This is a genomic window from candidate division WOR-3 bacterium (assembly GCA_039802205.1).
Classification (GTDB): domain Bacteria; phylum Hydrothermota; class Tepidihabitantia; order SM23-42; family JAOAFX01; genus JAOAFX01.
The window spans coordinates 33346-47153 of the sequence record JBDRWD010000006.1 but is presented as its reverse complement, the minus strand read 5'-3'; the positions used below and the strand labels follow the sequence as shown (position 1 = coordinate 47153).

The following is a 13808-nucleotide window of genomic DNA, read 5'->3' as shown; positions in this document are numbered from 1 at the left end:
GGTCAGAACCCTTGCGGGCGCAGAAATTGCCTGGTGCAACACTTTTAACCTACAGCGTCTTTTCTGGCATATCACAGGTAAACAATATCAGGTATGGATGTTTTCTCTTTCATTAAAAGAAATCCTAAACAATGCAAAGCAAGGGATAATTTTTCAGTCTGCCAATCTTTTATATTTTTTTATAGCTTTTGTATTTGTGGGTTTCTACTATTTATTCCGAAATGATAGAAAAAAATTCTGGTTATTTTTAACAATTTTCTTTCTAAATTTCTTATATACCATAAATTACGCAATCCCTGATATTGAATCTTATCATATCCCCGGTTTTATTACGCTCCTATTCTCAAGCGCTTACGGGCTTTATGCCTTTAAAAAATATCTAAAATGGTTTATTGCTATACCGTTGATTTTGATATTCGCCCTGGTCAATTACCCTTCCTGCACTTTAAAAGACAATACCTTTGCCCTTGATTATTGTCTCGCCCATATTTCCCAATTACCAAAAAAAAGCCTTTTGATTTGTTCGTATTGGGACATATATTCTCCCACCATTTATTTGCGTAAAGTAAAAAATATATATAAGGACTTTGTAATAATTGACAAGGAACTCCTTAGAAGAACCTGGTATATAAAATATTTGAAAAATGAATACCCTGAATTCTATAATTCTGCCCAACAGGAAATAAACGATTATTTAGCTGAACTTTATAATTTTGAATACAATAAACCGTATGATCCACGCATTATACAGCAAAAGTATATAAAGATGCTGGAAAGATTTGTAGAAATCAAAGAAACAACCGGAGTATATTTTGCCCTCCCCTTCCCTGACTATGATTTGAATTCTGTGAAGCCTGATTATTATCGCATTCCGTATGGTTTGAATTATCTCATTACGAAAGACATTCAACCCGCATCCTTTGATTTCTCAAAATTGAAGATTAATCATCCAAGATTTATAAATGATCCCCGCCTAAAATTCAATATTGAAGCAGTAAAGAAAATGCTAATTAACAATATCAATTATCTCATAAGGGCAAATAGAATAAATGAAGCCGAACTGGCAAAGAAGTGGCTAAATGACTTTTCACACTATAAATAAACTTTAACATACGTTATTGCGTCATATTTATATGGTCAAAAAATTACTTTTTTTTACAATCGCGACTTTTTTTGCAGGGTATGTTTTATATGCCCAAGAGAGATTGAATAATGGCCCAGGAAAAATAACCGGCATTGTCGTGGAAGCAACTACTGAACAGCCGATTGAATTGGCAAATGTAATCATATATGACAAAAACCATAAACAGTTAAACGGTACCGCCACAAATGAAACCGGTAGATTTTTCCTAACCGGTATTAATCCCGGTGATTACATTATTGAAATAACTTTTGTCGGTTTTGAAACAAAGATTGATACAATTAATATAACCGATGATAACCCATTTTTAAACCTTGGAGTTATTAAACTTGAACAGAAACCGATAACAATTGAAGGTGTTGAGGTCACCGCCGAAAAGCCACCGATTGAATTCAAAATCGACAAGAAAGTTATTAATGTAAAAGAGCACTACACAAGTCAATCTGGCACCGCGGTTGATGTACTTGAGAATGTTCCTTCAATATCGGTTGATGTTGAAGGAAATGTAAGTCTGCGTGGCAGCACGAATTTCAGAGTTTTGATCGATAACAGACCATCACTCCTTGAACCAAGAGATGCCCTCCAGCAGATCCCAGCAAGCTCGATTGACCGAATAGAAATAATAACAAATCCATCTGCCCGTTATGACCCCGAAGGGATTGCCGGGATAATAAATGTAATAACAAAAAAGAACATTCAATCAGGCATAAATGGTATTGCAAATCTAAATCTTGGCCTTGAGCAAAAATATTCTGGTGATTTTTTATTGAATTATCGTTACAAAAAATTTCGAACATTTTTTGGTGTTGATTACAACAACTTCAGGTTTCCGGGAACAGAGATTGAAAATAGAGAAACGAAAACCCGGGATACTACATTTTATTCATTAACCCAGGGAAGCAGTTCCTGGTTAAGAAAATTTTATGGGTTTAAATTCGGCACCGAGTATATAATAACTTCAAAAGCCAAAGCAAGCATAAACATTGAATTGAGGAAAAGAGGTATGGAACGTTCCTCTACCCAGGAATTTATCAAATGGTCAATCCCAGGAGATACAACAATCTTTCTACGAAATAACCAGACTGAACGCGGGGGGCTAATGTATGGAATAAATTCAGACTATCTTGTAAATTTTAAAAAGGACCAAAAACTATCTACCCGCTTCTCTATTCATATCAACAATGGTGAAGACAAATCAACAAATGAACTAAAAACCCAAAATTCCCAAATTTACAATGGCTGGCGGTCTATAGAAAAAGGTCCGATGAAAAGATTACTTTTCAATCTTGATTATACACAACCTGCGAATCTATTTGGTGCAACAAATGGAAAAATAGAAGCTGGGGCGCAAACAACGATCGATCTATCCAATGGTGGGCAGGATGTATATCTTTATGATACACTAACCCAAGAATATGTCTACAAACCAGAATTCAGCCATCTTGCTGATTTTATCCATAATGTTTATGCATTTTATTCCACCTGTAGTGGCGAAATCAAAAATTTCGGTTATCAACTCGGCGTCCGGGGCGAATACACCTATCGATTTCTTGAATTAACCAACACCGCCCAGAATGTAAATATCAGAAGACTTGATATATTCCCCACCCTGCACTTATCTTGGAGATTTTCTCCATTTGACCAAATCATGTTCAGTTATACTCGACGTGTGAACAGACCGAGAAACTTTGACCTGGAACCGTTTGAAATCAGACGCGATCCCTATTCAATACACAGAGGAAATCCTGCTTTATTACCGGAATTTGTCAATACCTTTGAACTCGGTTACCAAAAGCAGTGGAGTGGTTTTTTGTTTGCACTTGATGGATATTACCGATTGACCGAAAATAAGATTGGAAATATTGACCGCCTTTATAGTGGTGATACGATATTATCGACTGTGGAAAACAGCGGCAGGGAACGGACCTATGGGGTGGAGCCCACATTGGACTTGAAAGTCCTCAAATGGTTAAATATCAATCTCTCAGCAAGTATCTTTAACCAGCGTATTGAAGGTACAATCGACAATAACCCATTCTCCAGACAAAATCAAACCTGGAGCCTGCGCAATATGAACTCAATTCTTTTAGCCAAGGGTACAAGATTACAAATAACGACCATGTATCAAGGACCAGAAATCATCGCCCAGGGTGAAAGAAATGCATTTTTTGTGGTCAATGGTGGGCTAAGACAAGAAATCATTCCGCGTTCTTTAAGTCTCACCATCCAGGTGCGGGATATATTCAGCACGGGCAAATTTGAGAATACCTCTGAAGGTCCCAATTTTTATATCCATCAGGAACACAAAAGAAAATCACCCACGCTGATAATGGGTATTAATTACAATTTTAACAATTATCGTCCGGAGCCTAAAAAATATGAAATGGAAGGAGATTCTGAAGATATGGAAAATAACTTTTAAATTGATTTTTTGCCATATTTCCATATAATAATTTATGCATATCCTAGTCTGTGACGACGAGGCATCCCAACGGGAGTTACTCGCTGGATTCTTAAAAAACCTTGGTCATTCCGTAACCATTGCTGCCCACGGTAAAGAAGCCATTGAGAAAAATCGAACCACAAGTTTTGATCTTGCGATTCTTGATTTAAAAATGCCCGAGATCGATGGCATTGAAACTATGCGGGAAATGAAATCAATCGATCCCCAGACCTATTTTATCATCCTTACAGGTTTTGGGACGATTGAATCGGCAGTCCAGGCGATAAAACTTGGGGCCTATGATTATTTAAGCAAGCCGGTTGACCTTGGTAAATTGGAGATGCTTATAAAGAGAATTCACCGAGAACAGATCACCAATCAGGAATTGGAATCATTAAAAGAGCAGGTGGCAGAAAAATTTAAAGTAGCAAACTTCATCGCCGAAAGCCCCAAGATGAAAGAAATATTAGCACTCATCCCGCGCATTGCTCAATCGGATGCAAACGTTTTAATCCTTGGTGAATCGGGGACAGGTAAGGAATTGATTGCCCGGATGATTCATGGAACAAGCCCCCGCAAGAATCGTGCCTTCATTCCCATTTCCTGCGCTGCCCTTCCCGAGACCCTCATTGAAAGCGAACTCTTTGGTTATGAACGGGGAGCCTTTTCGGGTGCCGAAAAAAGAAAATTCGGCAAATTTGAACTTGCTGATAAGGGCACATTATTCTTAGATGAAATCGGGGATTTACCCCTCACCATCCAAATCAAACTGCTGCGGGTACTCCAGGAGTTCACTTTTGAAAGACTGGGCAGCAACATCCCGATAAAAGTAGATGTTCGGCTCATCTGTGCAACAAACCAAGATTTGAAAAAGAAAATTGCTGCAGGAACATTTCGCGAGGACCTCTATTACCGGATAAATGTAGTAACCATAACCCTACCTCCTTTGCGGGAAAGGAAAGAGGATATAAAACCACTCGTGGAGCATTTTATAAACAAATTTACCACGCGGAGTAGCAAAAGAGTAAAAGGAATAACGAAAGAGGCATTGAGCAATCTCATCCGATATGACTGGCCGGGTAATGTCCGGGAACTGGAGAATGTCATTGAACGGGCGCTCGTGCTCTGCCGGGGTGAATGGATTGAACCCGAGGATGTCCCCCTGCCCACACCGATATCGACCCCATCCTCAGAATTGCTTTCCGAGGTGGAAAAAGACCATATCCTTAAAATCCTGGAAAAAACAGAATGGAATCTATCAGAGGCAGCAAAAAGACTGGGAATCCACCGGAACACCTTAAGGTTAAAAATGAAAGAGTATCAACTGCAAAAGCCCGGGCCGAAAAAATCTTGACTTTGCCGAATTTTTAACTATACTTGATAGCATGGATACAAAATATATCTTCGTGACTGGAGGAGTAGTCTCATCTTTAGGTAAGGGTGTGGCTACCGCCTCCATCGGTCTGCTGCTAAAATCTTACGGACTTAAGGTCACCCTTCAAAAGATTGATCCTTACATCAATGTCGATCCCGGGACGATGAATCCTTACCAGCACGGTGAAGTCTTTGTGACTGCCGACGGTGCCGAATGCGACCTTGACCTTGGTCATTACGAAAGATTTTTGGATGAAAATCTTACCCGTGATAATAATATCACCACTGGACAGATTTATTATTCAGTCATTACCAAGGAGCGCCGTGGGGAATACCTCGGTAAGACCGTTCAGGTAGTTCCCCATATCACCGATGAAATAAAAGTACGCATAAAAAAACTTGCCCAGCAGCATAAGGTTGATGTCGTGATAACCGAAATTGGGGGCACTGTGGGTGATATTGAAAGCCAACCTTTTCTGGAAGCCGCCCGCCAGATGCGGATTGATTTAGGAAGGCAAAATGTCCTTTATATCCATCTCACCCTTGTCCCCTATATCAAAACGACCCGGGAATTCAAAACTAAACCCACCCAGCACTCGGTAAGAACCCTACTTTCCATGGGAATTCAGCCGGATATCCTGCTCTGTCGGAGTGATTCCTGGTTGGGTGAAGAGGAACGAAAAAAAATCTCGCTCTTCTGCAATGTGCCGCCCAATGCGGTTATTGACGCGGTCGATGTTGACTGCATTTACGAAATTCCTTTGATTTTTCACCAGCAGAAACTTGACCGTTTAATCTTGGATTACTTTGCCCTCGACAAAAAGGATTATGACCTCACCGAGTGGGAAATATTCGTGGAAAAAGCCAAAAATCCACTCAAAAGCGTAGAAATCGCCATCTGCGGAAAATATGTGGAGTTACGCGATGCCTATAAAAGCATTATTGAAGCCTTGAATCACGCTGCCGTGGCCCATGATGCCCGTTTGAAGATTAAGTGGGTAGATACTGACCGGATTGATGAAGTCACACTCAACAATACCCTCGCCTATGTAGATGGGATACTCATCCCTGGTGGTTTCGGGATGCGCGGTGTAGAAGGCAAAGTAAAAGTGGTAAGATATGCCCGAGAGAATAAAAAACCCTTTTTTGGTATCTGCCTCGGTATGCAGTGCATGGTGATAGAATTCGCCCGAAATGTCTGTAATCTGAAAGGTGCCAACTCCACTGAATTTGATGATAAAACCGATTACCCGGTCATCGATTTACTCCCGGAACAGAAAAAGGTCAAAGATATGGGCGGAACGATGCGTCTAGGCAACTGGCCCTGTCAGATTGAACCTAAAACCCTGGCTTACAAAATCTACAAAAAAGACCTTATCGAAGAACGCCACCGGCACCGTTATGAGGTAAATCCCAAATTTTTCAAAATCCTCAATGAAAAAGGTTTGATCTTTTCGGGCAAATCGCCGGATGGAAAATTGGTGGAAATTGCCGAAATAAAGGATCATCCTTTTTTTATCGGTACCCAATTCCATCCCGAATTTACTTCCCGTCCCCTCTCCCCCAATCCCATCTTTTACCATTTTATTGAAGCAGCATTGAAAAATAAATAAAGCAGTGCGAAGTTTTTTAAAAACATTCATTTTTTTGATTTTGTTAACCCTCTACGGGCTGAATATTCCCCGCCAGCGGTGGTTAAAAAGGCGTTTAAAAGATAACATAAATCTCAATCTCAAAGCCACTGCCGAAAATATCAGTTTGATGCTCCTGCCCGCTAAAAAAGTCATAGTTAGAGGAGACACCGCCCTGCTCAAGAAAGGTGCGATACTATATTCCATCCACTTTGGTACCTGGGAATTGATGCCGAAGATTCTTAAAACCCATCTTCATGATAGAGAAATCGGAATCCTGGTTGAACGTTACACCCAAACTAATCCTTGGTGGGTAGGCAAATTTCTTGACCGGATTTTTTATTATTTGCGGAATTCCCCGAAGATAAAAATCTTTTACCCCGATGAAATATTTAAGATTGTTGATTTTATAAAAAAAGCGGGAATCTTTTCGGTTCTTGTTGATGGCGATAATCCTTTTGCAAAATTGGAAAAGATTAAAAGGCTCGCCCATCTGTGCTGTGTTCCTTTAATTCCTTTTGCAGTATATCACGAAAATGGCACACATATCTTAGAAATTGGCTGTGATTTAAAACAACTTCTGAGAGAGCGCTCTGCTGATTACTGGTGGTTTTATAAATCCCGGAGGCATTATTTTTATGGTTAAAAAAATCTTGCCTTTTATTTTGTTCATCCTTCTTGCGTGTGAAGAAGAAACGATAAAACAAACCATGGAAAAACATCTCCCTCGCATCACTCTGGAGAAATTTACCCTTACCGAAACCAACGAAGGAAAGAAAAAATGGATACTGACTGCAGTTACCGCATCAGTATTTGAAGAATTGATAAATGTTGATACTGTTAAGATAAAATTCTTTGACGAACAGGAAAAGGAATATGCCTGGCTTTATGGTAATAAAGGCGAGTTGAACACCAAAACCCACAACATCATTGTTCGAGATAGTGTATTACTGATAACTGAAGATTCAACTTATCTCTTTACTGATTCGCTGTTCTGGGATAATGCCATTCAAGTTATTATCACCGATGCCCGGGTAAAAATCATCAAAAAAGACAGCACCACGGTGGAAGGCAATGGTTTACGAACTACTCCGGATTTAAAGAAAATTGAAATCCTCGGGGATATTCAAGGTGCTTCACCCATCACCTTTCCCAAAATAAAATGATAATTTTCATCTTGCTCTTGAATACCACACCATTCCGAGCCCAGCGGGTGGAAATTATTAACCAGCAGGGCGAAAGAATTGTGCATCTCTCGGGTAATGTAGAAATTATCCAGGATACCACCGAAATTATCTGTGGTGAAGCCCAATTAAATGAAACAAAGGGAATGGTGGTATTAAAAAAAGATGTTCAGATAAAAGATAAAGCCGGAAAGATCCAGGCTGACACCGCAGTTTATTTCTTTAAAGAACACTTCAGCATTCTGAAAGGAAGTGTGAAATTGCTCTTTGAAAATCAAGTAATTGCTGCTGACTCCTTAGAGTATCACGGAAATAGGCGTTTTGTAGAGATGTTCCAAAATATTGTGCTGGAAGACATGAAAAATAAAATAATCGCCAAAGGTCAAAAAGGTTGGTACGATTTAAATAGCGAAATTGGTAGTCTCACCAGTGATGCGGAAATTGCATTGAGTCGAAACGATAAACCACCGATTGTCATCACCGCCCGTGAATTCTTCTTGAAAACCAAAGAAAATTATTGTTATGGTTATGACTCGGTGACCGCTTTGATTGATAGCATCATCATCTTTTGTGATACTATCGCTTACGATCTTAAAAATGGTAAAGGATTTATGGTTCATCCGCGCGCGTTGGAGAAAAAAAACGAATTAAAGGGAATAAGTGGCGAATTTGTCCTGAAGGATAATACCATCAGTTATTTTAAAGTCCAATCGGGAATTGCCAGTTATTGGACCGCTGATGGTACTCATAATGTTGTGGAGGGAGAAAATATCAATATCCTCTTCCGTGAAGGACGGGCATTCTGGGTAGAAATTACCGGAAACTCCCGGGGAAAACTTTATTTAAAAGAAAATGTTGGAGACTAAATCCTTAACCAAAATCTTTGGCAAAAGAACAGTCGTAAATCAGGTGGATATAAAAATCAACCCCGGTGAGATTGTAGGCTTACTCGGTCCTAATGGAGCAGGCAAAACGACCACCTTTAATATGATTGTGGGATTGATCTTGCCGGATGGAGGTGACATCTTTCTTGATGGCAAGGTTATAACCCACTTACCGATGTTCAAAAGGGCAAGAATGGGTATCTCTTTTTTGTGTCAAGAATCGAGCGTCTTTCGCAAAATGAGTGTGCTTGACAACTTGGTAGCAATCTATGAAATCCATGGGATTAAAGCTGCTCAAGCAGAAGAATTGGCGTTAAAAATGTTAGCGGAATTCAATCTTATCAATCTCAAAGACCAAAAGGCATATACCCTATCGGGTGGTGAGAGAAGAAGAGTTGAGATTGCCCGGGCATTAATTAGTCAACCTAAGTATTTATTACTTGATGAGCCCTTCACTGGTATTGACCCGATTGCCCGCGCTGAACTTCAGGAGATAATCTTGGGGCTAAAGAAAAAAGGCATCGGAGTTTTAATCTCAGACCACAATGTCCGGGAAACCCTTGAAATAACCGACCGGGCTTATCTTATATATGAATCCAAAATTCTCTTATCCGGTGATGCCCAGACCCTCATCAATGATCCTAAGGCCCGAGAATTATATTTAGGCTGGAAGTTCAAAATTTAAAATTCCACCTTTTATTTTAGAGGATAGCGATACTTGCCCCTTTCCCAACGATATATCTCTCGTCTCCCCTCTTCATTCCGGTTTCGATAGACAAATTTAACCTCCCTGAGTTCATCAATCTCAATGTGATAATTATTCTTGAACAAGGGGACAAATTCATTTTTGAAAAGCAAGCGGAAGTGCTCAATTGCTTTATACGCCTCATCCGGTTTTTCCTTCATTCCGTATAATTCCACCACGATCGCGGAATCCGACTGATCATAAAAACTGTAAATAAAAACATCAAACTGAACCAAAGCAACCTGCCAGGCGGCATAAGCATACTGATTCAACTGGGAGGAAGCAAAATCACCTTTACGAATAGCAATGAATTCATCAAGATTCGCTCCCCAGCCCGAAAAGAACAAAACAAAAACTACCGGACCAGCTGATTTTAAAAGAGTCCGTAATCTCCTCATCCACACTCCTTTTTGTAAATATTATGCATAATTTTCAATAAAAATCAAGCAAATTTCACGCTCGATGATAATCAAACTAAGTCCTCTCCTCTTTTTGTCAAATTATTTTCATACGCACTGGATTATTAGAGGTAGTCACACCCTTCAGGACGCGAAATACCCTGGGGTTTAAAGACATTTATCCGCAGGCTAAAGCCTGCGACTACCATTTACCGGTTACCATCCGATGACTCCAAATTGGCATTTTTTATTTATGCAAGGCGAAAGCCTTGCTCCACGCTAAATCATTGATTACCCTTACAAATCTTGCCCTTGAGTTTCATCCTTCATAGGATAAAAAAATATGGAGAGGGCTCAGATAATCGGATGGTTGACTTTATCGCAAATTTATATATAATTAGGCGTGTCAATCGATCCTGCATTTAGTCCGACGCGAAAGTACACGACTGGAGAGATATTTTTATTTATTCTGATCTGGTGCAAGAAAAAAAAAGATTCTTGCAAAAGATTTATAGTTACATTCCCTATAAACTTATATAAGGTAGAGAGGAGGTTGAGTGATAGAGCCTAAGGAATTTATTGCCCGAATTCAACCCTATAAGCCCGGTAAGCCAATTGAAGAAGTAGTTCGTGAATTAAATTTAAAAACCGAAATAATCAAACTTGCATCCAACGAAAATCCCCTAGGTACTTCTCCCTTGGCTTTGAAAGCAATGCGCAAGGCAATCAAAGAAACTTTCCTATATCCCGATGATAATTGTTTTTATTTTAAAAATACCCTGGCACGAAAATTGCAGGTTCACCCTGAAGAGATCATCGTCGGCAACGGCTCAGTAGAAATCATCCCGCTGGTCGCCCTTGCTTACCTGGGGCCAGAAGATAGTGCAATTGTCGGTAAGGGTGCTTTTATCTGGTATAAAATCGCGGTGAATATTTCGGGAGCACAACTAATAGAAACTCCAATGAATAACTACCGCCATGATGTCAAGGCGATGCTCGCTGCCATTAAAAAAAATACCAAGGTCATTTTTATCGATAATCCGAACAATCCAACCGGGTCAATAATTACCAAACAAGAATTAGAGGAATTTTTTGAAAAGATCCCCGAAAATATTCTCGTGGTGCTTGATGAAGCGTACCGTGAATACATTGACGAACCTGATTATCCGGACTCCATCAGTATTCTTAAGAGAAAAAAAAATATTCTGATTTTAAGAACCTTTTCTAAAATCTACGGTTTGGCTGGAATTCGCCTCGGCTATGGAATTGCCGCAAAAGAGATCATCGCCAACTTAATGAAATTAAGGATTAACTTTAATGTCAACCGAGTCTCACAGGCAGCCGGTATCGCGGCCCTTGAAGATGAAGAGTTCGTAAACAGATCAAAAAAAGTAAATAATCATGGGAAAGAATATCTTTACGATGCCTACAAAAAATTAGGACTTTTTTACATTCCGACATACGGTAATTTCATCTTTGTAAATTTTGAATGTGACAGCCTGGTGGTCTATGAAAAATTGCTTAAACAGGGTATCATTACCCGGCCGATAAAGGAGTATGGTTTTCCCAATGCCTTAAGAATTACCATTGGAACCGAAAAACAGAATGAACGTCTCATCAAAGCCTTGAAAAAAATTTTGTAGTTTTTTGTAGCAAATGAAATTTAGGGAGGTAAAAATAGAATGAAAAGCTTCAAGGAACTATTAAATCAAGCCAAGCACAGAGGTAAAAAGATTTGCGTTGTCGTTAAGGCTGAAGATGAACCGGTACTTGAGGGGATCAATCTGGCAATACAACAAGAATTACTTGCGCAGGTTTATCTGGTGGGTGATAAAAATGCAATACAGGAATTGGGTAAGAAAATTCATATTCCCCTTCAGAGCGTCGAGATAATAGATGTGCCTGGAGATTCGGAAGCCTTGAAAATCGCACTTCAAATCGTCAAAGAAAAAGGCGACTTTATGATGAAAGGGATGATTTCTACGAGTGCATTTTTAAAAGGTGTACTCGATAAAGAATATGGCTTACGAACCGGCAAAATTCTCAGTCATGTAGCAGTCCTGGAAATTCCCCGCTATCATAAACTGCTTTTCATGTCCGATGGTGGGATGAATCCAAAACTGGATTTAGAAACCCGCATCAATATCATCAATAATGGCATCTGGCTTCTGAATAACCTCGGAATTAAAAATCCCAAGATTGCGCTTGTGGCAGCAAGCGAAACCATCCACCCTGATATGCCGGAAACCGGGGATGCCCAAAAAATTGTGGAAATGAATAAAAAGGGCGAATTCGCCGGTGCGATCATTGAAGGTCCGTTCGGTTTTGATGTGGCTATTTCCCAAGAAGCCGCTGAGCATAAAAAAATTCAGAGTGTAATTGCGGGTGATGTCGATTTCATTCTGATGCCGAATATCGCCGCCGGCAATATCTGGGCAAAAGGGCTCATCTACTTTGCCCAGGCTAAAGCCGCCGGAATTGTGGTCGGGGCGAGCAAACCAGTGGTCCTGCTCTCCCGTGCCGACGATGCTACAACAAAACTCCACTCTATCGCCCTTGGTGTAGCAGTGGCCTAATAATTTTTAAAAGTTCAGTTACTTTATTCAGCCAGCTCTGCACACCATTTTTCTCGAAGATCTTCCGGGCGCGCATTAAATATGCTCTACCGTTCATCCCTCTTTTTATCCGGGCTTCACCCAAGTAGTAGTAGGCACGCGCCAGTTCCAAAGACTGATGCGCTCTTTTGAATATTTTTATCGCCTCCTTGAATTTCTTTTGCGCATTTTGCCACTCCCTATCAGCCTTGCCCAGTTTCCGGCTTGCCTGCCGAGCATAAACCCGCGCCAGTAATAAAAAAATTTCTCCCCTGTCGGCGCTTATGCCCAATCTCTCAGCAATAGCCAGGGCTTTTCGAGCATGAATCTTTGCGCTTTTAAAATCATTCAAGCTATATGCTATCTCTCCTTTCAGCGTATAAATTTGAAGCAAATTTTTGGGCGTACCAATTTGCTTTGCCATCTCTTCCGCACGTTGGAGATAATTTTTTGCCTGGACCAATGCCCCTTGGGTAACCAAAACTTCGGCAATGTATTTAAGATCGAGGATGGCACTGTATTTATCTCCGATCTTGGTATCGAGATGATGGGACTTCATAAAGTATTTACGTGCCTTACCAAGTTCACCAAACACCAAACTATCCAAACCAATACCTCTCAAACAGGCGGCAACACCCGAAGGATCACCGATTGTCTTAAAGATTTCCAATGCTCTCCGGTCATACTCGGTTGCGTGCCGATGATTACCAATTTTTCTCAATCCCTGACTCAGATTGTGCAATGCGTATGCCTCCCCTTCCCGGTCTCCAATCCTTTGGTAGATCTTTAAAGCCTTGGAAATATACCTCATTGCCTTTGAGTAATTTCCCAACTGACCATAACCAATCCCCATATTATTAAGGGTATTTGCTGCACCGGGTAATTCCCCAAGTGCATTTTTTATTTCCAATGCCCTGCTAAAATAGGTGAGTGCCTTTTGATAATCACCCTGATTGAGGAACAGATAACCGTAATTGTTCAAAGTAATTCCCACACCTGCACGGTCGCCAATTTTTTGTTTTATTCTCATTGATTGGTCATAATATTTTAATGCCCGACCATATGCACCTTTAATTTCATAAACATAACCAAGATAATTTAAACATCGGGCTTGTCCTTCCAGGTCATTAATCTTGGTATAGATTGATAGTGCCTTTCGAATTGTAAATAACATGTCCTGATACCGACCCAAAGAAGCATAAACATGACCAAAATAAAGGTGAAAGTCAGCCGCATATTCTCGCTGCCCAATCCTTTGAAGAAATTTGAGACCCCTCTCCAAATCGTTTAGTGCCTTTTCGTTAGAACCAATACGATTGAATAGCTCCGCTCTCCTTAGCAGTGCTTTGATAAATATCTTCCTCCATTGGTTTAATTGCGAACTGTTCCCAGCAGTCGTCATTTTTTTCAAATT

General features: G+C 40.1%; 12 protein-coding genes. 10 read left to right on the top strand and 2 right to left on the bottom strand.

All coding sequences use genetic code 11. The features are described 5' to 3' along the window. From ABIL39_02310 to lptB, 8 genes are all read left to right on the top strand, one after another. Positions 1-1102, top strand: a 1102-nt coding sequence (locus ABIL39_02310) for a hypothetical protein (protein MEO0164953.1), incomplete at its 5' end; no start/stop codon positions are given. Positions 1103-1133: 31 nt separating this feature from the next. Beyond that, positions 1134-3563 carry a TonB-dependent receptor gene (locus ABIL39_02305; GenBank protein MEO0164952.1) on the top strand — a complete coding sequence of 810 codons (2430 nt, stop codon included), beginning with the start codon at positions 1134-1136 and terminating at the stop codon, positions 3561-3563. 34 nt (positions 3564-3597) lie between these two features. After that, entirely contained in the window at positions 3598-4938 is a 1341-nt protein-coding gene (locus ABIL39_02300; protein MEO0164951.1) for a sigma-54 dependent transcriptional regulator, read from the top strand. Positions 4939-4969: 31 nt separating this feature from the next. Then, the gene (locus ABIL39_02295; protein ID MEO0164950.1) at positions 4970-6571 is read left to right on the top strand and encodes a CTP synthase; all 1602 of its coding nucleotides are present in this window, start codon (positions 4970-4972) and stop codon (positions 6569-6571) included. 4 nt (positions 6572-6575) lie between these two features. Next, a complete protein-coding gene (locus ABIL39_02290) occupies positions 6576-7235 on the top strand; it encodes a hypothetical protein (protein ID MEO0164949.1) in 660 nt (219 codons plus the stop codon). Then, positions 7228-7755 (top strand): LPS export ABC transporter periplasmic protein LptC, encoded by a 528-nt coding sequence (gene lptC / locus ABIL39_02285; protein MEO0164948.1) that lies wholly within the window; start codon positions 7228-7230, stop codon positions 7753-7755. The genes ABIL39_02290 and lptC overlap by 8 nt, the downstream gene beginning before the upstream one ends. Then, the gene (locus tag ABIL39_02280) at positions 7752-8639 is read left to right on the top strand and encodes an LptA/OstA family protein (protein ID MEO0164947.1); all 888 of its coding nucleotides are present in this window, start codon (positions 7752-7754) and stop codon (positions 8637-8639) included. The genes lptC and ABIL39_02280 overlap by 4 nt, the downstream gene beginning before the upstream one ends. After that, entirely contained in the window at positions 8626-9342 is a 717-nt protein-coding gene (lptB, locus tag ABIL39_02275; GenBank protein MEO0164946.1) for an LPS export ABC transporter ATP-binding protein, read from the top strand. The genes ABIL39_02280 and lptB overlap by 14 nt, the downstream gene beginning before the upstream one ends. An 11-nt stretch (positions 9343-9353) precedes the next feature. Here lptB and ABIL39_02270 read toward each other — a convergent pair whose 3' ends face one another. Next, positions 9354-9800 carry a hypothetical protein gene (locus tag ABIL39_02270; GenBank protein ID MEO0164945.1) on the bottom strand — a complete coding sequence of 149 codons (447 nt, stop codon included), beginning with the start codon at positions 9798-9800 and terminating at the stop codon, positions 9354-9356. A 557-nt stretch (positions 9801-10357) separates the two neighbouring features. Between ABIL39_02270 and hisC the strand changes: the two genes are divergently transcribed. Both hisC and ABIL39_02260 read left to right on the top strand, forming a co-directional pair. After that, positions 10358-11443, top strand: a complete 1086-nt coding sequence (hisC, locus tag ABIL39_02265) for a histidinol-phosphate transaminase (GenBank protein ID MEO0164944.1) — start codon at positions 10358-10360, stop codon at positions 11441-11443. 39 nt (positions 11444-11482) lie between these two features. Next, positions 11483-12376 (top strand): phosphate acyltransferase, encoded by an 894-nt coding sequence (locus tag ABIL39_02260; protein MEO0164943.1) that lies wholly within the window; start codon positions 11483-11485, stop codon positions 12374-12376. Here the strand turns inward: ABIL39_02260 and ABIL39_02255 are convergent. Beyond that, the gene (locus ABIL39_02255) at positions 12348-13796 is read right to left on the bottom strand and encodes a tetratricopeptide repeat protein (protein MEO0164942.1); all 1449 of its coding nucleotides are present in this window, start codon (positions 13794-13796) and stop codon (positions 12348-12350) included. The genes ABIL39_02260 and ABIL39_02255 overlap by 29 nt on opposite strands. Positions 13797-13808: the final 12 nt, after the last annotated feature.

Bases quoted from the DNA above. Each gene is read 5' to 3' on its own strand.
- ABIL39_02305 (MEO0164952.1), top strand. From the start codon at position 1,134: ATGGTCAAAAAATTACTTTTTTTTACAATCGCGACTTTTTTTGCAGGG.
- ABIL39_02300 (MEO0164951.1), top strand. From the start codon at position 3,598: ATGCATATCCTAGTCTGTGACGACGAGGCATCCCAACGGGAGTTACTC.
- ABIL39_02295 (MEO0164950.1), top strand. From the start codon at position 4,970: ATGGATACAAAATATATCTTCGTGACTGGAGGAGTAGTCTCATCTTTA.
- lptC (MEO0164948.1), top strand. From the start codon at position 7,228: ATGGTTAAAAAAATCTTGCCTTTTATTTTGTTCATCCTTCTTGCGTGT.
- ABIL39_02280 (MEO0164947.1), top strand. From the start codon at position 7,752: ATGATAATTTTCATCTTGCTCTTGAATACCACACCATTCCGAGCCCAG.
- lptB (MEO0164946.1), top strand. From the start codon at position 8,626: ATGTTGGAGACTAAATCCTTAACCAAAATCTTTGGCAAAAGAACAGTC.
- ABIL39_02270 (MEO0164945.1), bottom strand. From the start codon at position 9,800: ATGAGGAGATTACGGACTCTTTTAAAATCAGCTGGTCCGGTAGTTTTT.
- ABIL39_02260 (MEO0164943.1), top strand. From the start codon at position 11,483: ATGAAAAGCTTCAAGGAACTATTAAATCAAGCCAAGCACAGAGGTAAA.
- ABIL39_02255 (MEO0164942.1), bottom strand. From the start codon at position 13,796: ATGACGACTGCTGGGAACAGTTCGCAATTAAACCAATGGAGGAAGATA.